The 26128-nt window shown below is 62.2% G+C and carries 24 protein-coding genes; 11 read left to right on the forward strand and 13 right to left on the reverse strand.

The genetic code is table 11. The annotated features are described in order from the left end of the window. Positions 1–330: 330 nt before the first annotated feature. A complete protein-coding gene (locus KV697_RS16885; RefSeq protein WP_257575391.1) occupies positions 331–1254 on the reverse strand; it encodes an AraC family transcriptional regulator in 924 nt (307 codons plus the stop codon). 176 nt (positions 1255–1430) lie between these two features. On the opposite strand from KV697_RS16885, the gene KV697_RS16890 reads away from it, so the two are divergent. Together KV697_RS16890 and KV697_RS16895 are read left to right on the forward strand one after the other, a co-directional pair. After that, positions 1431–2069 (forward strand): DUF2306 domain-containing protein, encoded by a 639-nt coding sequence (locus KV697_RS16890; RefSeq protein ID WP_219019168.1) that lies wholly within the window; start codon positions 1431–1433, stop codon positions 2067–2069. 187 nt (positions 2070–2256) lie between these two features. Then, positions 2257–2658: a VOC family protein gene (locus KV697_RS16895; RefSeq protein ID WP_219019169.1), complete on the forward strand. Its 402-nt coding sequence runs from the start codon at positions 2257–2259 to the stop codon at positions 2656–2658. A gap of 107 nt (positions 2659–2765) precedes the next feature. Here KV697_RS16895 and KV697_RS16900 read toward each other — a convergent pair whose 3' ends face one another. After that, positions 2766–3485, reverse strand: coding sequence for a TetR/AcrR family transcriptional regulator (locus KV697_RS16900; RefSeq protein ID WP_219019170.1), 720 nt, complete (start codon positions 3483–3485; stop codon positions 2766–2768). On the opposite strand from KV697_RS16900, the gene KV697_RS16905 reads away from it, so the two are divergent. After that, positions 3484–4698, forward strand: a complete 1215-nt coding sequence (locus tag KV697_RS16905) for an MFS transporter (RefSeq protein WP_219019171.1) — start codon at positions 3484–3486, stop codon at positions 4696–4698. The genes KV697_RS16900 and KV697_RS16905 overlap by 2 nt on opposite strands. 499 nt (positions 4699–5197) lie before the next feature. On the opposite strand, the gene KV697_RS16910 is transcribed toward KV697_RS16905, so the two are convergent. The 3 genes from KV697_RS16910 to KV697_RS16920 all read right to left on the reverse strand — a co-directional run bounded on the left by KV697_RS16910 (position 5198) and on the right by KV697_RS16920 (position 8524). Continuing rightward, entirely contained in the window at positions 5198–5605 is a 408-nt protein-coding gene (locus KV697_RS16910) for a response regulator (protein ID WP_219019172.1), read from the reverse strand. Between the two features lie 46 nt (positions 5606–5651). Next, on the reverse strand, positions 5652–7895 hold the full coding sequence (locus tag KV697_RS16915; protein WP_219019173.1) for a PAS domain-containing protein: 2244 nt from the start codon (positions 7893–7895) through the stop codon (positions 5652–5654). A gap of 227 nt (positions 7896–8122) precedes the next feature. Further along, positions 8123–8524: a MerR family transcriptional regulator gene (locus KV697_RS16920; protein WP_219019174.1), complete on the reverse strand. Its 402-nt coding sequence runs from the start codon at positions 8522–8524 to the stop codon at positions 8123–8125. A 70-nt stretch (positions 8525–8594) separates the two neighbouring features. On the opposite strand from KV697_RS16920, the gene KV697_RS16925 reads away from it, so the two are divergent. The 6 genes from KV697_RS16925 to KV697_RS16950 are packed head-to-tail and all read left to right on the forward strand — an operon-like array spanning position 8595 to position 16210. Further along, complete coding sequence (locus KV697_RS16925) at positions 8595–9242, forward strand: cation transporter (protein ID WP_219019175.1); 648 nt, start codon at positions 8595–8597, stop codon at positions 9240–9242. 14 nt (positions 9243–9256) lie between these two features. Further along, positions 9257–9589, forward strand: coding sequence for a hypothetical protein (locus KV697_RS16930; RefSeq protein ID WP_219019176.1), 333 nt, complete (start codon positions 9257–9259; stop codon positions 9587–9589). A 56-nt stretch (positions 9590–9645) separates the two neighbouring features. Next, positions 9646–10908: a TolC family protein gene (locus KV697_RS16935; protein ID WP_219019177.1), complete on the forward strand. Its 1263-nt coding sequence runs from the start codon at positions 9646–9648 to the stop codon at positions 10906–10908. After that, complete coding sequence (locus KV697_RS16940; protein WP_219019178.1) at positions 10905–12062, forward strand: efflux RND transporter periplasmic adaptor subunit; 1158 nt, start codon at positions 10905–10907, stop codon at positions 12060–12062. Before KV697_RS16935 ends, KV697_RS16940 begins: the two co-directional genes overlap by 4 nt. A 3-nt stretch (positions 12063–12065) precedes the next feature. Beyond that, a complete protein-coding gene (locus tag KV697_RS16945; RefSeq protein ID WP_219019179.1) occupies positions 12066–15293 on the forward strand; it encodes an efflux RND transporter permease subunit in 3228 nt (1075 codons plus the stop codon). Next, positions 15290–16210 (forward strand): cation diffusion facilitator family transporter, encoded by a 921-nt coding sequence (locus KV697_RS16950; protein WP_219019180.1) that lies wholly within the window; start codon positions 15290–15292, stop codon positions 16208–16210. The genes KV697_RS16945 and KV697_RS16950 overlap by 4 nt, the downstream gene beginning before the upstream one ends. Positions 16211–16490: 280 nt before the next feature. On the opposite strand, the gene KV697_RS16955 is transcribed toward KV697_RS16950, so the two are convergent. Beyond that, the gene (locus KV697_RS16955) at positions 16491–16706 is read right to left on the reverse strand and encodes a hypothetical protein (protein WP_219019181.1); all 216 of its coding nucleotides are present in this window, start codon (positions 16704–16706) and stop codon (positions 16491–16493) included. Positions 16707–17316: 610 nt separating this feature from the next. On the opposite strand from KV697_RS16955, the gene KV697_RS16960 reads away from it, so the two are divergent. Both KV697_RS16960 and KV697_RS16965 read left to right on the forward strand, forming a co-directional pair. Further along, positions 17317–18657 (forward strand): M1 family aminopeptidase, encoded by a 1341-nt coding sequence (locus KV697_RS16960; protein ID WP_257575392.1) that lies wholly within the window; start codon positions 17317–17319, stop codon positions 18655–18657. Positions 18658–18978: 321 nt separating this feature from the next. Further along, the gene (locus tag KV697_RS16965; protein ID WP_219019182.1) at positions 18979–20088 is read left to right on the forward strand and encodes an alkene reductase; all 1110 of its coding nucleotides are present in this window, start codon (positions 18979–18981) and stop codon (positions 20086–20088) included. Between the two features lie 338 nt (positions 20089–20426). On the opposite strand, the gene KV697_RS16970 is transcribed toward KV697_RS16965, so the two are convergent. From KV697_RS16970 to KV697_RS17000, 7 genes are all read right to left on the reverse strand, one after another. Further along, entirely contained in the window at positions 20427–20942 is a 516-nt protein-coding gene (locus KV697_RS16970) for a hypothetical protein (RefSeq protein ID WP_219019183.1), read from the reverse strand. A 25-nt stretch (positions 20943–20967) separates the two neighbouring features. Continuing rightward, on the reverse strand, positions 20968–21591 hold the full coding sequence (locus KV697_RS16975) for a DedA family protein (protein ID WP_219019184.1): 624 nt from the start codon (positions 21589–21591) through the stop codon (positions 20968–20970). After that, complete coding sequence (locus KV697_RS16980) at positions 21588–21971, reverse strand: hypothetical protein (protein ID WP_219019185.1); 384 nt, start codon at positions 21969–21971, stop codon at positions 21588–21590. Before KV697_RS16980 ends, KV697_RS16975 begins: the two co-directional genes overlap by 4 nt. After that, positions 21971–22456 (reverse strand): DMT family transporter, encoded by a 486-nt coding sequence (locus tag KV697_RS16985; RefSeq protein ID WP_257575395.1) that lies wholly within the window; start codon positions 22454–22456, stop codon positions 21971–21973. The genes KV697_RS16980 and KV697_RS16985 overlap by 1 nt, the downstream gene beginning before the upstream one ends. 86 nt (positions 22457–22542) lie before the next feature. Further along, a complete protein-coding gene (locus tag KV697_RS16990) occupies positions 22543–24408 on the reverse strand; it encodes a potassium transporter Kup (RefSeq protein WP_219019186.1) in 1866 nt (621 codons plus the stop codon). Between the two features lie 70 nt (positions 24409–24478). Continuing rightward, complete coding sequence (locus KV697_RS16995; RefSeq protein ID WP_257575396.1) at positions 24479–24772, reverse strand: hypothetical protein; 294 nt, start codon at positions 24770–24772, stop codon at positions 24479–24481. A 364-nt stretch (positions 24773–25136) separates the two neighbouring features. Then, complete coding sequence (locus tag KV697_RS17000) at positions 25137–25901, reverse strand: hypothetical protein (protein ID WP_219019187.1); 765 nt, start codon at positions 25899–25901, stop codon at positions 25137–25139. Between the last annotated feature and the right edge of the window lie 227 nt (positions 25902–26128).

Below are 26128 nucleotides of genomic sequence, written 5' to 3' on the forward strand. Positions count from 1 at the left end.
TGTTGTGATGGAGTGGAACGATTGCCGAAGCGGCCACCTGATATGGGGCTTTTGGCGCTGCCAAATGCACTGATGGCCCTCTTGGCGATGATTGAGTTCTGCTCACCGGTCTCACTCACTATTGGCTACCGTTTCGCTTCCTACCCATGCCCGACGTTTATCCGGCCAGCGCGACTTTCGATAATGCACCGTATCCAATATGAACGATTGGCAGATGAGGGGGCGCTGAAGAGTGCCCTTTAATGACCGCAACTGGGTCTTCGTGAGGCGAAGCCGCCAGCTGGCCTTGCGACGCGGTCAGGTGAAGGTGCCCTGGCTCGTCGGATCCAGTCACTCCTCGGCGGTGATGGCCCTGACGAACTGACGTGGCGATTGGCCCAGCACGCGTTTGAAGGCCGCGCCAAAGGCGCTCTCCGACTCGTAACCCACCATTGGTGCCAACGCCGCAAGCGTCATTTGCCCCTGCGCCAGCCGGTCGGCGGCCAGCATCATGCGCCATCTGGTTAGATATTCCAGCGGCGTCTCGCCGAGCGTTTCCTTGAAGCGTGCCGCGAAGCTTGACCGCGACATGCCGGCAGTTTTGGCGAGGTCTGCAAGCCTCCAGGGTCTCGCCGGATCGGCATGCATCGCGGAGAGTGCAGCGCGCATGCGCAAGTCATCCAGCGCTGCCAGCCAGCCCCGCGCTTGTGCCGACTGGTCAGCCAGGTGCAGGCGAAGTGCTTCGACCAGCAATGTCTGGGCGAGATGCCCAGCAATCAACGCGCTGCCAAGTTGGGGTTCTCTCAATTCCTGCATGAGCCGTCCGATCAGCACTCCGAGCGTGGCCCGACTTGCCCCCGATCGGATGTGGACGGCCGCTGGTAACACGTCGAGTAGCAGCTCGACATGTCGGCCCTCGAAATCGAAGAAACCACCGATGCCAAAGCAATCGCCGCCCCCATTGATGGTGCCCGTCGTTCCCACGGGAAAACTGGGGAAGAACTGGAAGGCATCGATGGGCTCTGCCGTAGCGGACGTATATAGCCTGAATGCTGAGCGGCCAGGCAGGAGCATAACGTCACCCGGACCAAGCCTTACCGGGTCGCCGCCCGCGTCGAGCAGCATCCAGCAGGTGCCGGACTCGATCGCATAGGCCTTGATCCCCGCACTGGCCGGGAACTGCAATTGCCAGCTTCCGCCCGCGTTGAGACCACGAAATCCGAAGCTTGCAGGCTTGAGCAGCCTCAGAACGTCCGACAAGGGATCCATCGTCATGCCTGGACGATGGCGACGATTTGGCGGACTTTGCAAGCTGGTTCGTCTGGGATCACGCGCTTACCTGTGCCCCACCAGCCCGCTGGGTACCTACCGCACAGGATGCACCATTATGACCCAAAACATCGCTCCATGCCCGCCTGCCAAACGGGCCCCTTTTGCGAAGGGATCGGGCGATGCTCTTGCGCGCTTTCAATAATCCTTCCGGCAAGCGCGGCTGGTCGCGACTTGCGATCCTTGCCGCTGTCTTGCCCATCGGCATTGGATTGATTTCGCTCCGCTACGGCCTGCCCAGCAAGCCGGGCGCTGCACCGCTGCCGAACGTCACCATCAACCCCGTTGTGCTGACGCTGCATGCGGTGCCAGCCGCGCTGACGCTGATCGCGGTGCCGTTCCAACTGCATCCAGGTTTCCGGGCGCGGCACTGGCGGGCCCATCGCCGGATAGGTCGGGCCTATGTCGGACTGGTGTTCGTGGCCGGGCCTGCCGCCCTTTGGATCGCGCCATCGGCGCTGGGCGGGGCAATCAGCGCAGCAGGCTTCACCACTCTTGCTCTCGGCTGGATGACGACGACGGCGCTGGGCTTGGTCGCAGCGATAGGGGGGCGCTTAGCCGACCACCATATGTGGATGACACGCAGTGCGGCCCTGGCGCTATCTGCGGCGACGCTCAGAATGTACCTGCTACTTGCAAGCTTAGCAGGCGCAGATTTTGTGATGGCCTACCGCGTGGCTGCGTGGGGTTGCTGGGTGCCCAATCTTATCGTTGCCGAGTGGTGGCTCAGAGCCCGTGGGCTGGCGAGTACGGTCTCCTGAACCGGTGCCCGTCGCTCGGGAACAGCAATCGCTGAGCCTCAGAGTGAATTTCGGCCGCCTAGCCCCCATCGTGAGGAATTGCATCATGCCCATCGATACCCGATTACGCCGGCCAAGGGGGTAGGTTTGAATATACTTCGGCATAGCGCGCGTTGACAAACAGCGTCCGAGATATGCGGAGTCGTAAATGCTGACCATCAAAGCCATCGACCACATCGTCTTCAACGTGGGAGACGTAGACGTATCAGCTGATTGGTATGAGCGCGTGCTCGGCATGAAACGGGTGGACACCACGTCGGAAGATGGCAGCCAACGCACCAGCGTGACGTTCGGTCAGAACAAGATCAACTTGCGCCCGATAGATGCTTCGCAGGAGGAATGGTTCACGGGTACGCTGCCCTCTCCCGGTGGGCAGGACCTGTGCTTTTTGACCGACCTCGCGCCTGACGCGGCCGCGGCGCACTTCCGGGCATGCGACGTAGCGGTTGAGCTCGGCCCGGTGACGAAGAGCGGTGCAAGGGGGCCAATTTGCTCTGTCTATGTCCGTGATCCGGACGGCAATTTGGTCGAGGTCTCGTCGTACCGGTAACAGCTTGTCACGACCTTAGGCCGAACAGAAGCGAAGACCGGGCGCGCCACATGCGTCGTCGGCCTCGTGCAGCGCGATATCGGCTTCGGAAAGCTAATCTGTTCTCCTTACGCGCCCCTAACGGAAACAAGGGGTTCACTTAGTACTGTAACTGCCATCTCCGCGACGGCGACGAGTCGTGCTTCGTCCCATCCCTCTCGAGCAGCGGCCGAAAGGCCAAGCATCGTCATCGCAACATAGTCAGCGGTACGCTCAGGCTCCTCGATCCCCGACGCTGTGAGAAACGCCTGCACTTTCTTCCTGTTGTTCTCTGCGATCTGCGCAGCCGCGCTGCCCCAGTCCGATGTCACGGTCTTGGCATGTTCGAGGATCAGGCAACCACGCCGCTGCGAATGCACGGCATAAGCATGCGCCGCTGCGCGTAGCATGTCGGCAAGGGCGGTCAGGGGCGCATCCCCCGGAATCAGGAAGCGATCCAACGGCACGACGGTCGCGGAATAACGGTTGAGCGCGTCCTTGAAGAAGGCGGTCTTGCTGCCAAAGGCCGCGTAGAAACTTGGCGGGGTTATTCCGATCGCCTCGGTCAGCGTCGCTACACTGACATTCTCGTAACCATGCTGGTGGAACAGATGCTGCCCGGCCTCGACCGCAGCGTCGAGCGCGAACCCGCGTGGCCGTCCCCGCAACCGCTTATTTTCTTTAATAGTCATTACAGATTCCAATTGCGCCGCTCGGCGACATTTGTATAGCAACCATTCATAGAAATCGCCATGCCCGGATCGCATCGGTGCGGGGCAGGCATGGAGCCGCTGAAGAAGGACCATCATGCCGCCATCCCCCTTGCCGAGCCGCGTCGAAACAGGATCGGCCCCGCGTGCCGATCTGCCTGTCGCAGCGCTTTCAGGCCTCGCCGCCAGCGGTTTCCTGTGCATCGTAACCGAGACGCTTCCCGCTGGCCTGTTGCCGCAGATCGCGTCCGGTCTGCGGATTTCCGAGGCGATCGCGGGCCAACTCGTCGCGGTCTATGCCTTTGGGTCCCTGCTGGCCGCGATCCCGCTGACGAGCCTGACTCAAGGCCTTTCCCGGCGGGCCGTCCTGCTGGCGACGATCTTCTGCTTGGTGATCGGTAATAGCCTGACGGCATGGGCCGGATCGGTCGGGGTCATATTGGTCGCTCGGTTCGTCGCCGGCTGCGCAGCCGGGCTCGCCTGGGGAATCCTTGCGGGGTACGCGCGCAGCATCGTGCGTCCGGACCAGACCGGTCCGGCGATGGCGGTCGCGATGGTCGGCGTGCCGCTGGCGCTCTCGCTGGGTGTTCCCCTGGGGACCTTCCTTGGCGGCCTGGTCGGATGGCGCGGATCGTTCCTGATCCTCTCGGTGCTCAGCATCGCGTTGATCGGCTGGATCATCGCCAAAGTGCCCGACGCGCCCGGTCGGTCGGGCGACGATCGTTCCTCGCTGCGCCGAGTGATCGCCACGCCGGGCGTCGTGCCGATCCTGCTCGTCATCCTTGCATGGATGACGGCGCACAACATCCTCTATACCTATATCGCACCGTTCGCGACGGCTGCGGGGGTGCGGATCGATCTGATCCTCCTGGCATTTGGCGTCAGTTCGCTTGCGGGCATCTGGGTGGTCGGGCGACTGGTGGACCGGATGCTGCGCGCGTTAGTACTCCTCGCGATCGGGTCGTTCGCAACGGTCGCGATCCTCCTGACCATCGCTGGCGAACAGGGTTTCGTCGTCTATGTCGCTGCTGTCATTTGGGGGCTTGGGTTCGGGGGAGCCGGGGCCATGATGCAGACGGCGTCGGCGGATGCGGCTGGTGATGGTATAGATCTGGCGCAAGCTATGGTGACGACGGCGTGGAATCTCGCGATCGCGGCCGGCGGGGCACTTGGTGGGGCATTGCTCACTACCGGTGGGACACGGCTACTGCCGCCCGCTGTCGCTGGGCTTGCTCTAATTGCCTTCCTCATCGCGCTGGCCGCACGTCGTTTCGCCTTTCCGCCCGGTTATCGCGCGCCATCAAGCCTTTGACCGCCGGGGAGTAGTCCTCATGACAGCGGGTTCGGAAAGGATTTTAGTTATTTGCGAAAGCGAGCCGCCTGGCAGCACCACTATGGTCGACCTGCATGGGCGGCGTCCGCCCATATCGCGATGAACGAATGGCTGCATGTGGGAGACGGGAAGAATGGCACGAGTGACCGATACTGGGTCCTCGCGGCCGCTAGGCTGCCCGGCCGGTAGCGAGCCATTTCCGGCCATTCTGTGAATCGGCTCGGCATCCCGAAACCGGCCGATCCGCCAACCGTCAGCAGTCCCGTTTCTCCATGTTCAACAGACCGTTTCGGGAAAACGCAATCGGGAACAGATTTCGGGAAGGCCAGCCCGCCGGGCAATTGAGGAAGGCGGGAGTTGCCTGAGCCGTCCCGCTCGACCTTCGTTTGCGGGAAGCGGTACCGGCGTGAGCTGTCGTTGCGAATGGCTCGCTCAGGTTCGCATTCACCCACCGGGCAACTTGCGCGCATCGCGCAATTCAGACGGTCCCATTAGATTTATGTTGATGGTGCGAAAGCCGGTCAGTCGCTTCGATCAATCGGGCGATCGCCATACCGTCATAAGGCTTGGTGAAGAACGTACCGTCACCCGGTAGCTCAGACTTGTGCGGCCGCCCCCTCCCGGACGCAATAATCAGCTGAATATCAGGCCGACGCTCGTGAACCATTCTAGCCAATACCAACCCGTCAAATGGACCGGGCATATGGATATCGGTAAATAGTACGGTAATTTCCGGGTGCTCATCAAGCACACTCAGAGCGTCTTCGCCGCTGTCGGCTTCAATTACCGTAAACCCGACATCCTCGAAAACATCGACGGCATACATGCGGATCAGCGCCTCATCATCGACAACGAGAACGACGGCCGATTGGTGAGGGCTATTCATTATGAGCTAACAGGTCGCGAGTACGATACGTTCCGGATGGAAAAACTTAACCCTCGGAAATCGCTGCCAGAGATGAACGCATCGTCCATTTTACGCCGCTGGCTTGATAATCGATGGCGACCTTGCCGCCGAGATCGCGACCAAGGCTCTGCATCAATCGTGTTCCAAAGCCGGCCCGCGTCGGCTCCGTAACGACAGGTCCGCCATGCTCCTTCCATACCAGTTCGAACGCCGGTTCGGCCTCCTGAACTACGGTCCAACGCAAATCGACATAGCCCTCCGAAACGGACAGGGCGCCATATTTAGTCGCGTTGGTGCCGAGTTCATGGAGCGCCATCGCCAGCGCAAGAGCTGCCCGTGCACTGAACCGGACCTCCGGTCCGGATACGCGAATACGCCGGGAGCGACCGCCCTGAAGCTGGATTGCACCGTCGATGATCGTGTCGATCGGAGCGGCGGACCAGCTCGTCCGTGTGAGCAGATCGTGCGCTTCGCTCAGCACCTGGAGGCGATTGCCAATGGTGTCGCGCGCTTCGGCCGGCGTTGATGCGTTGCGCAGCGACTGGCTGACGATCGCTTGGACGATAGACAGCGTGTTCTTGATGCGGTGCTGAAGTTCGTTGTTGAGCAGCGCACGATGTTCCTCGGCGGCCCGTAGATCGGTCACGTCCCGCACCGTGCCTAGAAAGCGTTTGACGACGCCGACGACCACCGCCCCGATGGCATGGACATGGCGTTGACGCTTTGCTGCGTCGATCGTCCTGAACTCGATGTCGAGTATGCCATCCGTGGTGACCGCTTCGGCGACCGCCGCGCTTACCCACTCCCGATCATCTGGGTGGACATGCCGAATAAAGGAGTGATGAAAGTCGAGCGGCTCATCCGGTGTATGACCAAGCAACTCACGCGTTCGAGCGTCCCATTGCAGGTTGCCTAGCTCAAGCGTCGATTCCCACGTACCCAGATCACCCGCCTCAAGCGCCAGGCGCATCCGGGTTTCGCTTTCCACCAGCGCCAGCTCGGCCAGCTTGCGATCGGTGGTGTCGATCGCGACGCCGGGGAAGTGGGTCGCCTTGCCGCTATCGTCGTATGAGCAGCGCCCCTGTGCCATGACCCAACGCACCGCCCCATCGTGGCGGAGAACACGATACTCTTCAGCGAACTCCCCGGTCTCCTCAATACACCGGCGGATCGCCTCACCAACCCAGTCACGATCGTCAGGATGGATGCCGGCGACGAAGGTCGAAAGGGGCACCCCGCTTTCGCCGAGTTTCGGATCGACGGAGTAGAAGGAGCAGAACTTGGTGTCGGCGCGCAGCGTATCGGTCCGAATGTCCCAGTCCCAGGATCCAACGAAGCCGGCTGCATCCAGTGCTATCTTGAAGCGCTCCTCGATCGCCTTCAGCCGTTCATATTCCAGACGCTGTTCGGTGCGGTCGCGCAGTATCTTGATAAACCCTATCGGACGATCTGCCTCGTCGGTTAACGGCATCATCTCACCATTGGCCCAGAAGCGTTCTCCGCTCTTGCGCAGGTGCCAGCGCTCGTCCTTGCCGCGTCCCCGCGCCAGGGCGGCGCCCATTTCTTTCTCGGGAATGCCATCGCTGCAGTCCTCCGGGGTGAAGAAGCGATGGCATGGCGAACCGCACATCTCTTCCTCGGTCCAGCCCATGATCCGGGCCGCGCCCTCGTTCCAGCTCGTCACCGTGCCGTCGAGTTTCATCGACACGATCGCGTAATCCACCGCGCTGTCGAGAATGAAACCGTGGCGCTGGTCAACCTCGCGGCGCTCGGCCAGCTGCTTGCGTGAGGTCAGCAGGTTCATCACCTGTCGCGATAACCCCGCCAATGCCCGCCTTTGTTCGACGCTCAACTCTCGTGGTTCACGATCCACGACAGCGAGTGCGCCGAGCTTTTCGCCATCGGACGCAAGGAGCGGCGCACCGGCATAGGACCGAAAGCCGGCTTCTCCGATAACAAGCGGATTGCTGGCAAAGCGATCATCGTTCTTCAAATCGGGGATCTCGAACACGCCATCCTGTTCGATGGCATGCGAGCTGATCGACCACTCACGGGGGATGTCGGCCAAGTCCAAGCCGATCGGAGCCTTGAACCATGCACGCTGGTCATCGACCAGCGCTATGAAGGCGATCGGGGTGCCGGCGACCTGTGCCGCAATACGGGTTATGTCATCGAAACCCTGTTCGGCCTTTCCGTCCAGAACGTCATAATCGGTAAGGGTCGCCAAACGACGCCGTTCACCGGAATAGGTGCTGCTACTTTCGCTCATGGTTCCCCGTGCCAGTGCGAAAGCCCCCGCGGCGATCACCGTCTGATTACAAAGCCATATCACGACCTAGCACGATCCAATCGGGTCAGCGAGATACCGCAACCGCCGGTACGACGATTGAGCCCGAGCGGCCTTAGGTGGCGACGTAGGTAGCAGATTGTCTCGAAACACCATCCTATTGGGAATGCCCTGGCCGTCTCAATGGCCGTTCCCTTTTGGGAATGAACTCACGCGTGGGGGGCCAAGGCTTCAATGATCCGACAGTCGGCAACCGTGTTGCGGCTACAGGAGTCGATTAGGGTATCCAGCTCACCCGCCAACGCGGTCAGATCGGCGATCTTGCGCGTAATTGCGTTGCGGTGCTGGTTGGCGATCACGTCGACGGCCATGCAAGATTGGTCACGCCGATCGGCCAGCGCCATCAGCTCCCGCACCTGATCGATCGAGAAGCCCAGATCACGCGCGCGGCGGATGAAAGACAGGCGCCGGAGATGGCTTTCGTCATAGCTTCGGTAATTGCCTGCCGATCGGGCCGGTGCCGGTAGAAGGCCAATCTTCTCGTAATACCGTACCGTCTCGACGTTGGTATCTGTCGCCTTTGCCAGCTTGCCGATTGTCAGATCGCTCATCGCCCTTGACCCTGTAGCCACTACAGGGTCCATATAGGTAGTCGCATCGATTCCACGAAGGGCGACATCAATGGCCTGCAACAGTTGCTGTGCCTCCTCCACTAAAGGCACGACGAACGATCCCCGCTGGCGCCGCGCCCTGTGGATCGCGCTTGGCGTCAACGCTGCGATGTTCGCGATCGAGATCGCGGCCGGGCTGATGGGCGGCTCACGCGCGTTGCAAGCCGATGCGCTCGACTTCCTTGGCGACGCCGCAAACTACGCGATCAGCCTTGGTGTCGCCGGTATGGCGCTCGCCTGGCGCGCCAAAGCAGCGCTGCTCAAGGGCGCTACGCTGGCGCTTCTAGGCCTGTACGTTCTCGGCATCACCATTTGGGGAATATGGCACGGTGCGGTCCCCGAGGCGCATGTCATGGGCTTCGTCGGGATCGCCGCGCTGATCGCCAACGGGGCGGTCGCGCTCATGCTCTACCGCTTTCGCAGCGGCGACGCGAACATGCGCTCGGTCTGGATTTGCTCGCGTAACGACGCGATCGGCAACATCGCAGTCGTCTTTGCCGCCGCAGGCGTGTTCGGGACCGGCACGGCATGGCCCGACCTAATTGTCGCTGGCATCATGGCCGCGCTCGGCATTTCGGGGGGCGTGCAGATTGTCACTGCCGCGAGCCGGGAACTCGCCTCGCCTGAAGCACAGGATTACAGCCGGATCACAGCATGATAAGGGGGCGACGAATGCGCACACTGCTCCCCTTCCTTGCCTGCCTGATGCTGGTGCTGACCGGCTGGTCTGGTGTGGCCCATGCGACGGGGATCGCGGAATCAGTAGAAGCTTCCTCCAGCGAGATGTTTGCGCATGTTGACGGCGATGGCGACCAGGTGCCGGCAGATGCCGACAAAGGCTATCCGCATCACCATGCGAGCTGCCACGGGCATGATGTCGGGACACCGCTCAGCGGCCGTATGACCGTTCCGACAAGGATCACTGAGAATACGTTCGGGGTGCGAACCTTCCCCGCCATTGTATCTCACGACGGCGAACAGGCACTTCGACCGCCGCAGGCCTGACGCAGCGATCGGGTGCGCGACGCGCGCCCAGGTTCGTATTGTCAGGAGCAACATCAATGCATCGCATCATTGCGGCCGTCTTGGCCGCAGGCGCATGTGCCTCATCCGCACATGCGCAGACCAGCCCGCCTACCGGCACAGCGCCGGTTCTTACTCTTAACGACGCGCTGGCTCGGGCTGGAGCCACGTCCCCCGCGCAAGAAGCAGCCGCTGCCGCTATCCGCGCAGCCGAGGCGCAGCGTCGGGTCGCCAATCTTCGACCAAACCCATCGATAGTCGCCGAAACTGAGAACGTCGCGGGATCGGGTATCTACCAGGGTCTTCGATCATCCGAGACGACGGTAGGGCTGGCCTTGCCGCTGGAGCTGGGTGGCAAGCGTAGCGCCAGGGTAGCGGTTGCATCGGCCCAGCTCAGCCGGGCAGCGCTCGATGCAGAGATCGCCCGTGCCGATCTACGGTTACGGGTGACGCAGGCCTATAACCAGGCCAGCGCAGCCGAGCGCCGGCTGGTGATCGCGCGCGGGCAAGTCGGCATCGCCGCTGAAGCGTTGCGAGCCGCCCAGGTTCGGGTGCGCGCTGGACGCGCGTCACCGCTTGAGGAGCAGCGAGCAGATGTTGCCCGGATCGCGGCCGCGGGCGCCGCGGAACGTGCAGCCCGATCGGCGGAGGTCGCATCCAGTAACCTGACGCGCCTCCTGCGCACGCCTGTCACCGCGCTCGACCTAAGCTGGTTCGATCGGGTCGAGGGCGCAGGGCCGCCACGCCCAGTCGCAGCAGGCTCGACCCTGACAGCGGCAGCATCCCGTGCGGACCTGTCGACCGCGAACGCGCAAGTCCGCCTCGCCCGCAGCCAGCGGGTTCCCGATGTAACAGTCAGCGCCAGTGCGCGCCGTCTCGAACAGACGAACGATGTCGCGGCGGTCTTCGGCGTCTCCATCCCTCTTGCCGTGTTCAACCGCGGCCGTGCAGCCGTGGATGTCTCGACAGCCCAGCGCGATCAGGCCGACGCCCTGCGACGTGTGGCACTGCTCGACGCGGAGCAGGCCATCGCCCAGGCACAGGCGGAAGCGACGAACGCCGCCACGACGGCGCGTAACACCAGCGGTCCTGCGCTTGCGGCCGCACAGGAAGCGGCTCGGATCGCGCGCATTGGCTACCGCGAGGGCAAGTTCGGGCAGCTCGACCTTCTCGATGCCGAACGCACCCTTTCCGACACTAGGACGGCCGCGATCGACGCGCTTGCCGCCTACCACGACGCACAGGCGCGCCTTGAGCGGCTGACGACGCCCGCGCCCACAGTCACGGAAGACAATCGATGAAGAAGATCATCCTGGCGTTCGCGCCGCTGACCCTTGCCGCCATGCTCGCGGCATGTGGAGGCCCTGCCAAGACCGACGAAGGTGGAGAGAAGGCGGAGACGGAGAAGGCAGAGGGTGCCGAGAAGCCCGGCGATCCAAACACCGCCGTGCTTTCCGCCCAGCAGATCGCTGATGCCGGCATCGAGGTAACGCGCCCCACCATCGGCGGGGTTGCCGGTGCGATCGAAATTCCGGCCACCATCGAAGGCGACCCGCAGGGCGTTCAGGTCGTATCCGCGGCGATCGGCGGGCGACTGGTGTCGTTGACCAGAAATCTCGGCCAGTCCGTTGGCCGCGGCGATACGCTGGCGATCATCGAGAGCCGTGAGGCAGCGTCGCTGAAAGCCGAGGTAGAGGCAGCGCGCGCACGTTCGAGCCTTGCTCAATCTAATCTGCGTCGCGAACAGCGCCTGTTCGCGGAACGTGTCTCCCCCGAGCAAGACCTTGTTGCGGCACGCACGGCAGCGGCCGAGGCGAGCATCGCGCTCCGGCTTGCGCAGCAGCAGCTTTCCGTAACTGGCGGGGGTGGCGGTGCCCTCAATCGCATCGCCGTTCGCTCGCCCATTGCCGGCCAGGTCATCGCGCGGTCCGCGACACTAGGTCAGCAGATCGCGGCCGAGGCAGAGCTGTTCCGGGTCGCCAACCTGTCGAAGGTGACGATCACGACGTCGCTTGTCCCGGCAGATGCCGGCCGGGTGCGTCCGGGGACGCGGGTGGAGGTTGTCTCGGCGGGTCGCCGCCAGGAAGCGCGCGTGACGTTCGTGTCACCGATCCTCGACGAGACGACCCGGTTGGTGCCGGTGATCGCCACCATCGACAACAGCGGCGGGCAGTGGCGCATCGGCGAGACGGTCACCGCTTCCATCCTGTTGCCAGCGACCGGCGACCGCTCCATCGCCGTCCCTTCCGCGGCCGTCCAGATGATCGGCGACAAGCCGTTCGTGTTCGTGCGGACCGCCAATGGTTTCAAGGCGACACCGGTGACGCTCGGGCGCACCAACTCCGGCAACGTCACGATCACCTCCGGCCTCACCGGCGACGAGCGGATCGCGTCCACCAACAGCTTCACGCTCAAGGCCGAACTCGGCAAGGGCGAAGCCAAGGACGAGGACTGAGCCATGATCGGTCGCATCGTCACCTTCGCCGTCGAAAAGCGATGGCTTGTCCTCCTTCTCACCGTCGCGGCAGCGCTGGCAGGCATCTTCGCCCTTCAGCGGCTACCGATCGACGCCGTTCCGGACATCACCAACAACCAAGTGCAGATCAACGTCGTCGCGCCTGCCCTCTCGCCCGACCAGATCGAAAAACAGGTCGCCTTCACCGTCGAAACCGCACTCGCCGGCATTCCTGGCCTTGAATATACCCGCTCGCTCAGCCGCAACGGCTTTGCTCAGGTGACGGCGGTGTTCAATGAGGGCACCGACATCTACTTTGCCCGCCAACAGGTGGCGGAGCGACTACGTACCGCCGAGGAAAGCCTGCCCGAAGGGGTGAACCCCGAGATGGGGCCGATCGCGACCGGGCTTGGCGACATCTTCATGTGGACGGTCGAGTTTCGCGAACTCGATCAGGTCAATCACCGCAACGGCGAACCAGGCCTTCAGAAGGATGGCAGTTACATCACGGCAGAAGGCGACCACCTTGTCAGCGAGCCGGACAAGGCGACCTATCTCCGCACGGTTCAGGACTGGATCGTCACGCCGCAGTTGAAGAGCAGCGCCGGCCTTGCTGGCGTCGACTCCCTTGGCGGCTACACCAAGCAATATCTCGTCGTACCCGACATTCAGCGCATGGCAGCGATGCGGATCAGCCTCCAGGACCTCGCCACGGCGCTGGAGCGCAACAACACCAGCGCAGGCGCAGGCGTCGTCAATCGCAACGGCGAAGGATTGGCCGTCCGCGCTGATGGCCGTGTCCGCAATGCCGACGAGCTGGCCCGCACCGTCGTTGCTACGCGAGAAAGCGTCCCCATCCTGCTGAACCAAATCGCGACCGTCAGGACGGGTCAGGCGCTGCGCATGGGGTCGGCATCCGAGAACGGCCGTGAGGTCGTCGTCGGGACGGCCGTCATGCGGATTGGCGAGAACAGCCGCACCGTGTCGACGGGTGTAGCCAAGCGACTGAAGGAGATCGGCGCATCGCTTCCGGTCGATGTCGTCGTGAAGCCAGTGATGAACCGCACCGAGCTGGTCAACTCGACGATCGCGACCGTGGCCCGCAACCTTGCCGAGGGCGCGGTGCTGGTCATCGTGGTGCTGTTCCTGCTGCTCGGCAATTTCCGCGCCGCACTGATCGCAGCGCTGGTCATCCCGATCACCATGCTGCTCACCAGCATCGGCATGCTCCGGGCTGGGGTGTCAGCGAACCTGATGAGCCTTGGCGCGCTCGACTTCGGCCTGATCGTCGACGGGGCCGTCATCATCGTCGAGAATGCTCTGCGCCGCCTTGGCGACGCGCAGCACGGCCATGACGAGCCGCTGCCCCTTGGCGACAGGCTGGCGATCGTCGCGGCTTCCGCCCGCGAGATGATCCGCCCTTCCGTCTACGGACAGGCGATCATCATCCTCGTTTACGCGCCGCTGCTCACCTTCTCGGGGGTCGAGGGCAAGATGTTCGAACCGATGGCGCTCACCGTCATCATCGCACTGGTATTCGCCTTCATCCTCTCGCTCACCTTCGTGCCCGCAGCCATCGCCATTTGGCTAAGCAAGCGGGTTGATGAGAAGGAAAGTAGGATCATCGGGTGGCTGCGTCGCCGCTATGAGCCGGGACTTGGCAAGGCAATGCGTCGGCCGACCATGACCGTGGGCGTTGCGATCGGGGCGTTGGCGCTTGCGGCAGCGGCCTTCACGACTCTTGGACAGGAGTTCCTGCCCCAGCTCGACGAGGGCAACATCCTCGTTCAGGCGGTTCGCATCCCCGGAACGTCGGTCGACCAGAGCCAGGCCATGCAGTTCCAGGTCGAGAAGATGCTGGCGCGGCAGCCCGAGGTCCGGTTCGCCTTCTCACGAACCGGCACGTCGGAAATCGCCAGCGATCCGATGCCGGCGAACGCGACCGATACCTTCGTCATCATGAAGCCAAGGAGTGAATGGCCTAATCCCGGCCTTACCAAGGAAGAGCTTATCGAGCGCATGGAGAGGCGTCTGTCGACGCTGCCGGGCAACGCTTACGAAATCACCCAGCCCATCCAGATGCGCTTTAACGAGCTGATCGCGGGCGTGCGCGGCGACATCGCCGTGAAGGTGTTCGGCGACGACTTCGGTGCCATGAACGCGACCGCCGATCGCATCGCCGACGTGTTGCGCAACACCGCGGGCGCGGCAGACGTGAGGGTCGAACAGACCGAAGGTCTGCCGATGCTCGATATCCGCCCGAACCGCATGGCGATGGCGCGGATCGGGGTCACTGCCGGCGACGTGCAGGACACCGTGGCGGCAGCGATCGGGGGCCGTGAGGCAGGCGTGATCTTCGAGGGTGACCGGCGCTTTCCCGTCGTGATCCGCCTCGCCGAAAGCTCGCGGTCGGATCTGACGGAGGTGGCCCAGGTGCCGGTCCCGACATCGAGCGGTGCTTTCGTGCCCCTCTCGACGGTCGCGGACATCGCCGTTGTCGATGGCCCCAACCAGATCAGCCGGGAGAACGGCAAACGTCGTGTGGTGGTGCAGGCCAACGTGCGTGACCGCGACGTGGCGAGCGTCGTCGCCGATGCGCAGGCATCGATCGCGGCCAAGGTGAAGCTCTCGCCGGGCACCTATCTGGAATGGGGCGGCCAGTTCGAGAACCTGGCATCGGCGCGCGACCGGCTCATGATCGTCGTGCCGATCTGCTTCGCAGTCATTATGTTCCTGCTCTACGGGGCGCTGGGATCGGTCCGCGATGCGGCGCTGGTGTTCACGGGTGTTCCGCTGGCGCTGGTCGGCGGTGTGCTGGCGCTGTTCCTGCGCGGCATGCCCTTCTCCATCTCCGCAGCAGTCGGCTTCATCGCCCTCTCCGGCATCGCGGTCCTCAACGGGCTGGTGATGGTGTCCTCTATCCATGACTTGATGCGTCAGGGGATGGATCGGGCGCAGGCGGCGCAGGATGGGGCGCTGGCGAGGCTTCGACCGGTTGCCATGACGGCGCTCGTCGCATCGCTCGGCTTCGTGCCGATGGCGCTTGGACACGGTGCCGGGGCCGAGGTGCAGAAGCCGTTGGCGACCGTCGTCATCGGAGGACTGATTTCCGCGACGCTGCTGACGCTGTTCGTCCTGCCCACCCTCTACGCCCGCTTCGGCGGGTGGACACCGGCTGCCGCGGAGCTGCCGGCCGAAAACAACCATCTGCTCCAGGGAGAGCCAGCATGAGCGGACAGGATCACGGTTCGGGCGGCCACGCTCACGACCATACGGCGGGAGCGAATGCCAAGATGCTCGGGTGGGCCTTGGTGCTGACCACGGCGTATCTGATCGCCGAGGTCGTCGGTGCGTTCGTGTTCAACAGCCTCGCCCTCCTGTCGGATGCGGCGCATATGCTCACTGACGTGGCGGCGTTGGTGATCGCCTTGATGGCGATCCGGCTCGGCCAGAAGCCCGCGGACGACAGGCGGACGTTCGGCTACAAACGGTTCGAGATTCTGGCCGCAGCGTTCAACGCGCTGCTTCTCTTCGGCGTTGCGATCTACGTCTTGGTCGAGGCGGTGCAGCGCTTTCGTGAGCCGGAGGGCGTGCAATCCACTGGCATGCTGATCGTCGCTGCGATCGGCCTCGTCGTGAATCTGGTATCCATGAAGCTGCTCACGTCGGGCAAGGACGCCAGCATGAACGTCAAGGGCGCCTACCTCGAGGTCTGGGCGGACATGATCGGTTCGGTGGGCGTGATCGCGGGAGCGCTGGCGATCCGGTTTACCGGATGGACGTGGGTTGACCCGATCGTTGCAATCGGGATTGGGTTATGGGTGCTACCCCGGACCTGGGTGCTGCTGCGCGATACCACCAATGTGCTGCTGGAAGGCGTGCCCGGCGGGATCAAGCTGCCGGAGCTGCGCGCCAGCATCGCCGGCCTTCCCGGTGTCGCCGGGGTTCACGACCTTCACGTCTGGTCGATGACTACGGAGGACGTAAATTGCACCGCGCACGTCACCCTCGCTGAAGGCGCCGATCCCGATACCGTCAGGAGAAGCGTCGCGGCTACGCTCGATAACCGTTTTGGGATCGAGCATTGCACGATCCAGACCGAAGGTGCAGCCGGGGCGTGCGAGGACGCCGATCATCTTCATCCGTGACGGTGGTCACGTCATGAAGCGTTCGCGCTGGACAGAGGAAGCCGCACGGAGCTTCGCCGATGCATCGCCGCCAGACAGGACTTGGCGACGATTGCAAAGCAGATGGGACGGACGATGGATGGTGTGAGGGGCCGGTGCGCTACGTTGCAGCTTACCTTGCCGTCCCCGACGCGTCCTTGGCGCGAGACGGTGAAGCGAGGTCCGCAGCTAAAGAGGCCGGTGCCTCCGCAAGCCGGGGACGAATGAAGACGGGGGCAATTTCTCGCCCCCGTCCGTCGTCTTACTTCATGTTCGGCATGGCATGACCGGCATGATCTGCGTTCTTGGCCTTGTCGCCCTTGTCGCAGCAATCGGCCTTGGCCTTGGCCGCTTTATCGCAGCAATCAGCGCCATCCTTGCAGCAGGCCATATCGGCACAGTAGTTCGCTACGGCGGCAAATGCGCCGCTCGACAGGGTGAGAGCGAAGGCGGCGCTGATGAGCTTGAACTTGGTCATGTGTATCTCCGTGATCCTGAAAGGTGTGAATCGAGAGGCTTCACACCGATCGCGGAGGGGGCGTCGCTGGCGCACGCGCCATACCAATCAGCCCGGCGGGTTTGGCAGGGCTAGGCAGCAGAGCCGCAAAGGGTAGCGGTTCGCCACCAACCGCTGCCACGCCCGGCATGGCTACGCAAGGCGTGGCACATGCCGCAGGAGGCACCTGCTTGGCAGGCGCTCGGGTCGGCTTACTCGCACAATCCGTCATCTGCGATGCGACCGGCGCAGCGGCCATTGCCGACGTTTCGCAAAGCGGCCCAAGCCGAACCAGCAGCATTACCGCCAAGACGGCAAGCACGAGGCCGCGAACAATTTGCGAGGCGGGACGGCGTTGAGCGATCACCGCTTCCACTTAGGATGACCGCTCGCTCGCGGCAATCGCCAGGCACTGATGTTCTAGATGCGCTTCATGTCCCGTAACCTCGCTTGGAACGGCTTTTGGGAAAGCTCATACTTTCCCGCTTTCCGATCCCTCGCAGGACAAACGGCGCGACCGGTCCTCAGTGTTGGCCCTCATCGATAGAAGCCATAGGTTGGCTCGATGGCTAAACCATAGGAAGGGGCGTCAGTGATCCGCAGAATTTTGGCACCATTGTTGGCCGGAACCACTCTGGGGTTACTGTGCAGCCCTGCGCTCGCCGCCAACAGGCCTGGCGATGGATTTGAAGTGGCGAGCTACAGGCTCGCGCTTACCCCTGACATCCAGAACAGGACCGTCGCAGGGCGTGAGGCGATCACGCTGCGCGCAACGGTGGATGGCGTCCGGCGCCTGAACTTCACCGCCAATGCTCTTGCCATCGACAGCGCAACCCTCGATGGCGTGGCGCTCGCCCACACCGTGGAAGGCGATGTGCTGGGCTTCGACCTGCCCCGGCCGCTTCGGCGCGGACTCACCGTGAAGCTCGAATTGTCCTATCATGGCCGCCCCGCACGTGGGTTCGCGGGCTCGGCGACAACGCTCTACACCAGCTATTTCGCATGCGACTGGATGGTCTGTTCCCAGAACAAGTTCGGCGAGAAGGCGGCCTTCTCGCTTGATCTGCGTGTCCCGCGCGGGATGACCAGCCTGTCTGTTGGCCGCATGATGGCGCGGCGACCGGGACCGGACGGCAGTGAGATCCATTGCTGGAAAGCTCCCCGGCCCTACTCGGCCTATCTTTACGGCTTCGCGGTGGGTCGGTTCACGCGGGTCAGCGAACGGGCCGGATCGAAAAGGCTCACCTATTTGAGCGACACTGCCGACGGGGGCGAGCTGAAACGACGCTTGGCAGGGACAAGGGAGATGGTCGCCTTTCTGTCCACCAAGGCCGGCATGCCGCTTCCTGTCGCCGACTACAGCCAGCTTCTGGTCGAAGGCGATGAGGCGCAGGAGGCGGCGACATACTCCGTCCTCGGCACCGATGCGTTGCCGGCGAAGCCAGATGATCCGTCGGAGGATTGGGCCATCGTGCACGAACTCACCCATCAATGGTGGGGCAATCTCGTAACGTGCGAGACGCTCAAGGATTTCTGGCTGAACGAAGGTATCACGACCTTCATGACGGCTGTGTGGAAGGAGCACCGCTACGGCCGCGTCGCCTACAATGCCGAACTCGATGTCGCCAGGAGCCGGCTTGAAAAGGCGCAGGCGATGGGCTTCGACAAGCCGCTGGCCTGGGATGGCAGCTACCCGACATTGGGCGTCCGGCGCGCGATCCAGTACAGCAAGGGCGCGCTGTTCATGGCGCAGCTGCGAGTTACGCTCGGCGATGCCGCGTTCTGGTCTGGCCTGCGTCGCTACACCCGTGACCGTGCGGGCGGGACGGTTACGAGTATTGATCTGGAGCGAGCGATGGAGGCGTCGAGCGGCCGGGACTTGCGCCCGCTGTTTGCCGAATGGGTGTTCGGTGATGGCCCTTCCGCTCGGTAACGGGAATAGCCTGTCCCGTGATGTTTCCCGTATCTCGATCATTTTCGGGACTGCTAACGGCCGCTCGTCTCGCGATGATGCTGGCTGCACGGCCCCCGCTCAGAACATGAATGAATGTCTGAAGTCGGGAAATCACGAAGATGGCGCGAATGACCGGATGTGGGTCTGGTCGCATAGCGGGCATTGCGACCGTCAACGCGCCACCAGCATCTCTTCCAGATCGGTTCAACCGACCATGAATGCGGCCGAACGCCGGACCGTAACGGCAGCTTGTCCGTTCAGCGTTCCTGATCTTGCACTGCTTGATGGATATCGCCGACCATGCCTGACCATTCCGCATCGCCCATATTGCAGCCCGTCCAGATCGGTGACCTGTCGCTGCGCAACCGCATCGTCATGGCGCCGTTGACGCGCAGCCGTTCGAACGACGACGGGATTCCGCCCGCTTTCGCCGCAGACTATTACGCACAGCGCGCTGGCGCTGGGATCATAATAAGCGAGGCGACTAACATCTCGCCACAGGCAGTCGGCTACGCGCTGACACCGGGCATCTGGAACGACCAGCAAATCGAGGCATGGCGCCCGATCGTGCAGGCTGTCCATGATCGTGGCGGCGTCATGTTTCTTCAATTGTGGCATACTGGGCGCATCTCGCATCCGGACCTACAGGACGGAAAGCCGCCGGTCGCGCCGTCGGCCATCAAGCCGGTCGGACAGGCGTTCACCAAGGATGGGATGAAGGACCACGTCACGCCGCGCGCGCTGGAAACGGACGAGATCCCTGGTATCGTCGAGGATTATCGTCGCGCCGCCATAAACGCCAAGGTAGCGGGATTCGATGGGGTCGAAGTTCATTCGGCGAATAATTATCTGCTTGAGCAGTTCGTCCGCGACAGCACCAACCGGCGAACCGACCGCTATGGCGGGTCGATCGAAAACCGTCTGCGATTCCCCCTCGAGGTCGTCGACGCGGTCGTCGGCGTTTGGGGCGCAGGGCGTGTCGGTATCCGGTTGTCGCCGGCGACGACGATGCCTGGCGAGACGCCGCTCGACAGCACGGTGATGGAAACCTTCGGCGCCTATGTCGATGCGCTGTCAGAACGCGGCCTGCTGTATGTCCACGATATCGAGGGCGTGACGCAGCAAACTCGAGACGCAGACGGCGTCGACTTCGCCGCGCTGCGCAAGGGTTTCAAAGGGGCTTACATCGCGAACAACCAATACACGCTCGAGCTGGCTGAGGAGGTTCTGCAACGCGGCGATGCCGACCTATTCAGCTTGGGGCGGCCGTTCATTGCCAACCCAGATCTCGTCGATCGCCTGCGCACGGGTGCGCCGCTTGCGGAGGCACCGAAGGAATACTGGTATGGCGGTGGGTCAGTGGGCTATTCCGACTGGCCGACGATGCGCGGAAACCCGGATCGCGGCTGAGCCAGCCCCGACATCAGAGCCAGCCGTGGCATTAAGGCCATATCGCGTTGATCGCGACAGGCAATCTGAGCGTCGGTGAGCGAGATCGCTAGTGTGACAACCGTCGGCGTTGCTTCTCGAAAATCCTCATCGAGGGTGCTGCCGTCCGGTTCGGCGAGGAGCGCGCCTATGGCACGGCTCCTGCTCCGGACATCAATGAATGTCTGAAGTTGAAGCTGCGAGGATGACAACTGAATGTCCGGATGCGGGCCGTCAATGCTATGGTGTGAATACCCCAGCTGCATGACGAGTGAAACAGGCGACAGGCGAGGCTGCACATCTGCAGCCTCGCGATATGGTCAGGTCTCGCTTGCCCACTTCGCCAGATCGGCGATCTTCTGCTTGTAGATCGTGCCGGCAAAGTCGACGTGAAGCTCGGTCGGGCCTGCACCGTCGCGCCGCGCAAGAATTTCGAAATGCTTGGGCTTGCGCCGGGCTTCGCCTTCGGGCTCCCAGCCTGCATCCCGAACGGCGGCAAGCACCCGATCGAGATCGGCCGGACCGTTCGCATGCTTGTGGCCCGGGGCGTGGTTGGGCTTCTTGTGTTCGATTTGAACAGCGTCGCGGCCTTCGGTAGCGATCCGGGTGATTTTAATTTCGGATGGACGGGTTTCGCCTTCCAGCGTCACCGATAATCCGGGGTGGATCGGGAATTCGACAACGCCTTTCGGCGTCAGATCGGCCAGATGGACCTGACCGTCGGCGTCGAGTGTGAAGCGATGGGCGAAGACGTGCTGAATGGTGCCCGACAGGGCGATCGTTTCAAAGTGCGGCATGATTTTCTCCGTAGAGCGCCTGGCCGCAGGCGCGGCCATGACATTGGCATGCCTCCCCACATCTTCAAGATGACGACGCGCGTGTCTCCTCGATGGGTTCAACTGGCGTGTCGGACGCCGCGCGCGATTTCCACAATTTATATCCAATCAAGCCGATCACAAGCAGGCCCAATACCACCCAAGTGAGATTGCCCAGCAGATCGGCGATCACCTGAACCTTATCGCTGAAGATACGGCCCAAGGAGACATACAGAACTACCCAGATCAATTCGCCAGCGATATCGAGAGCGACGAATTTGAACCAGGGATAGGCCGTCATGCCGCTGGTGATGTTGATCCAGGGACCGAGCGGGCCGACCAGCCAGCGGCTGAAGAAGATGCCGGGGCCTCCCCATTTGCGGGAGAAGGCTTCGGCCTTTTCGATGCGGTCTGCACCTGCGATCTTCGCGGCGAGCGGTCGGCCACCCCAATAGCCGATCGCATAGCCGATCTGGTCGCCCGCCACCGCGCCCAGCGTGCCGATCACGACGACCGGCAGGAAGTCGAGGTCGCCCTGCGCGACGAAAGATCCGACCGCGACGAGCAACAGGGAGTCCGGGAACGGCGCACCGGCTGACGTTATCAGGAGGATGACGAACAGGGCAGGCAGCCCGTAACTCGTCAGCAGCGCAAGCAGTTCGCTGCTCATCGGGCCGCCTTGTGGCTCATTGCACGGGGCGGCGGCCCAGGAGGCGGGTATGGTGGCCGGGCGTGGACGATCGCGTGGTTCAGGATCGCCGACACCTGCGCGACGCTCTGCCCCTTGTCGGCCGCGATCGCCGCGATGTTACGCCGTTCGGGGGGACCCGGCTGCATACCAAGCGCCTGGAACAGAATGTGCGGCGGGACATGATAGGAATGCGCGACATAGCCCAGCGTCATCCAGCCTTCGATCGGTTCGTCCTCGTGGACGTTCCAATAGATCGCATCGCGGACCAAGCGATAGGCATGGAAGCCCGTAAAGCCGATCGCCAGGACGAGCGCCGCGATGAGAATGCCCCGTATTTGGCGGTTTCGCGCTCCCTGCATCAGAATTTGGCAACCAGCGTAACGCCTGCAATCATCAATAGAGCCCCGCCCAGACGATAAGGATTCATGGCATGCTGCTCCATGCGAAGCAGGCCATAATGATCGATGGCGAGGCTGGCGATGATGTTCGCAGTGATGGTGATGCCGTTGACCGGGCCAGCGCCGAGCTTCTGGATCAGGATGAAGCCGGCAAAGACAGCGACCGCGCCTACGATACCGCCAAGGGGAGCCCACCATGGCATCTGGGCAAAGTCGCCGACCGAGGGCAGCGGCTTTGGCATACATGCGAACAGCGCCAGTGTCGTAAACAGGACCAGCATGAACGAAATGGATGTCGCCAGCCAGGGGTTCTGGAGGGACTTGTTAAGCTGTCCACCCATGGCGGCACCAACCGCCTGCAACATGCCGGCTGCAAAGATGAAGGGATAGGCCCAGGCGGCGTTCATAGTCATTCTCCCTTTTTGAATTTTGGCCTCGGTGGTCATCTGCTGGTGGACGAGACGTTCGCCTCAAATGAAGGAGGGGTGACGGACAACGAACGCGCGCTAGCTCTTCTCATCCTGCCGACTGATCAGATCCGCACCTCGGTACCAATTTCGACCAGCTGCATCGAAGGGATGCAGAAGGAACTTCCGTTCGGCGCGGTATTGCGCTGCATCGACACGAAAAGCCGCTCGCGCCAATGCGCCATGCCCTTGATTCTCGCGTCGGCGATCACCGTTTCGCGGCCGATATAATAGCTTATCTGCTTTAGTTCCCCGTCGTCGAACAGGCCGGTAGTCGCCAGTCCTGCCGGAATGTCGAAATGTTCCATAAAGCCAAAATGCAGGATAACCCGCTGGACGTCTTTCGACAGTTCGACGAACTCCGCCCGTTCTTCATCCAGCACATGGGGCTTCTCGACAGTGCCGACAGAAACGAGGATGACCCGCTGTTGCAGCGAGCGGCTGTGCCGAATGTAATGCGTGAGCGAGAGCGGGATGCCTGTCCGGCTGGCACTCAGAAATGCCCCGATACCGTCCGTGCGGCACGGCGCGGCGGTCGCCAGTTCGCTCAAGAAAACCGCCTCGTCGGCACGCAGGTGGGCGCGGGCGTTTTCCACCAGCGCCACACCTGTACGCCATGTCAGCATCAGGAAGGCGAGCACGCCAGCTATCAGCAACGGAAACCATCCGCCTTCCGTCAGCTTGATGGCGTTTGCCGAAAAGAACACGAGGTCGAGGATGGAGAATGCGCCGTTGACCAGTGTGATCAAACCCAGATTATAGCCCCAACGTCGCGCGATCAGCGCTGCCAGGAAGGTCGAGATCGCCATCAATCCCGACACGGCGATGCCGTACGCGCCTGCAAGTGCATCCGACGACCGGAAGACCAGCGCCGCGGTCAGCGTCGCTATTGCGAGCGTCCAGTTGGCCAGCGGCAGATAGACCTGCCCCTCCTGGTCCGCGGCAGTGTGCCGGATGAACAGTCGTGGAAGGAAGCCGAGCTGTATGGATTGCTGTGTCAGCGAAAAGACGCCTGAGATTATCGCCTGGCTGGCGATCACCGTCGCGGCGGTCGCAAAGACGACCAAGGGGTAATGGGCCCATGCTGGCGCCAGACCGTAGAAGGGATTGGCGAGGGCGGCGGGATGTGTCGCGATCAGCGCGGCCTGTCCCAAATAATTGAGCACCAGAGCCGGCAGCGCGACCGCGAACCATGCCAGCCGAATCGGGAAGCGGCCAAAATGCCCCATGTCGGCATACATGGCCTCACCGCCGGTCACCGCGAGGAAGACTGCGCCCAGCACCGCAAAGCCCACCCCTAATGGGGCGTGGATGAGGAAACCGATCGCTTGACCGGGACTGAGCGCGGCCAGCACGGCTGGATCGCGCATGATGCCCATCAATCCCAGGAGAGCGATCGCACCGAACCAGACCAGCATGATCGGACCGAAGATGCGTCCGATGAAGCCGGTCCCTTTCGCCTGCACGACGAATAAGGTGATCAGGATGACGACGGTGATCGGCAGCACCAGGGGGGCAAGGTGTGGCGCGTCGAGCTCGAGCCCCTCGACAGCGCTCAGGACCGATATGGCGGGCGTAATCGCGCCATCGCCGTACAGCAATGCAGCCCCCAACAGACCCAAGATCAGCAATGCAGCTTGGCGGGTGCCTGGCTTGGCATCATGGACGCCGAGCAAGGCAAGCATGGCCACCACACCGCCTTCACCGCGATTGTCGGCACGCATGATCAACACGGCATATTTCAGCGAGACGACGAGCAGCAGTGACCAGAGGATGAGCGACGCTACACCGATCGCGGCCTGGGCACCGCCGCCGGCCGCCTGTACCGCAACCTTGAAGGCGTAGAGGGGGCTTGTGCCGATATCACCATAGACCACGCCTAAGGCAGCGAGGCCGAGCGCGGCATTGTTCGTTGCCGACGCTCGGCCCAAAAGCTCTTACTCCTGATAAAAGGCGGGAGCACAGATGACGTGAGACGCCGGCAACCGAATTGAACGGACCTTATTTCTTCGTCTTCGCCGCCTTCTTGGCATAGTGATGGTGGGATATCGCGCAGCCGGCCGCTGCGCCAGCAACACCGTGTCCCTTGCCGACCATATGTCCAGCTATCCCGCCGGCTGCTGCACCACGGACACAACCCTTGGCGTAGACAGGGCTGGCACTCAGCGTGGCAGCAGCGATGATGGCGAGTGCGATGCGCATAGGACGTTCCTTCAAAAGCTTAGGCTTGCTCAAACTTTGGAGAGGAGCGCCGTTCCATGAAAAATATTTCACCGTTTCGGCAGCAGGCGCCATCGGGCAGAGCAGCCCGCCCACGGACGGGCACTATAATCAAGCATGAACGAACGGCAGCACTCTCGGTTTCTGCGATCCCAACGATGCCTGCCGCTTGAAACGCTACCAGGAAACGACGAGAAAGTCCCGATCCTGGCCTTTCAAAGCGCCAAGACTAGCCTGACGAAGCGGCAGGCTCAACTACATGAACAACCGACCAGTCTCGGGCAGCGGCTAAGCGGTGCTAAACGACTGCCATTGGGTCCTTGCAACGAAGACACTGATCGCTTTCACACCTATAAACTAAGATTTTGTTGCTGTTTTCACTTTAGATTACCGGTTGTTTGCCGTCACGACACGGGGAATAGGGGCGGTCGAAGACCGATCAATCGGCTACACGACGCAGGATAAAGGTCGTTTTTCCCTTGCCGGAGGCATAGATGCCGCTCGCTGTGATGGTCTTTCCATCAGGCATAAGTCGCATCGAAAGAGTGTCGTCGATTGTTCCGTTAGTGGCGAAATCGGTTTCGACGATGAGGTCGGGCTGCGGTCGCGTTACCTGCGCCCGAACACCAGAATTGTCTCCATCGAGCGGAACAGGAAGCCCGCCAATAATTGCATCATATCCGGCGCCGCCCTCTTTTCGCCAACTAAACCGATTACCGTCCAGTCTCAGGATCCAATCGCTTTTAGGGTCAACGGTGATATTGATGCGCTTCCACCTTCCAGACAAAAGGTGCGCGCCTTTAACTGCGGCGCCAATGCGGCGTTCTGCCGTTTCCGTAAAAACGGGTTTGCCATCGGGGTTTGTGTAATTCGCGACCTTGGACGTAAGACTGTTGCCATCTCGTGAGATTTCGTAATCCACGACATAGGCCAATCGGCCACGGATTTTGTCTGTTTCCCTAACGAGGTGATCGCTTTCAATAGTAATGATCTGTTCGTCGACATAGCCCGAGTCGGTGACGGGATGTGGGAGGCCGTCAGCTTTGATGGCTTTGGCGCCGTTACGCTGGAAGAGGCCGTCGCGTACCTGAAAGACTGTAGGCTTTGCGCCTGTGATTGACGTGGTGTCCATTCGCCAACGCCCACTGAAAGGATAATCACCGGCCGCGGTCGCAATGCCCGCAAAGACGATGATACCAGTCACTGCTCCCACAGGATTTGCTACCCTGACAAAACGGCAAGTCCCCTCAGGACCGAACATAAGCAATTCCTGTTGCAAGATCAGATGACCGAGGCTTGGTCGCACGATCATTTCATACGCACTATCACTTTGTAGCGTGGCGAGGGCGATCTTTAACGGTCCGTTGGCGAAGCCGGCTTTTGCCGAAATGCTATATCCATACGACCCTGTTCCCAATGGGGCAATTCACT

This window comes from Sphingomonas sanguinis (assembly GCF_019297835.1).
In the GTDB taxonomy this organism is placed as follows: domain Bacteria; phylum Pseudomonadota; class Alphaproteobacteria; order Sphingomonadales; family Sphingomonadaceae; genus Sphingomonas; species Sphingomonas sanguinis_D.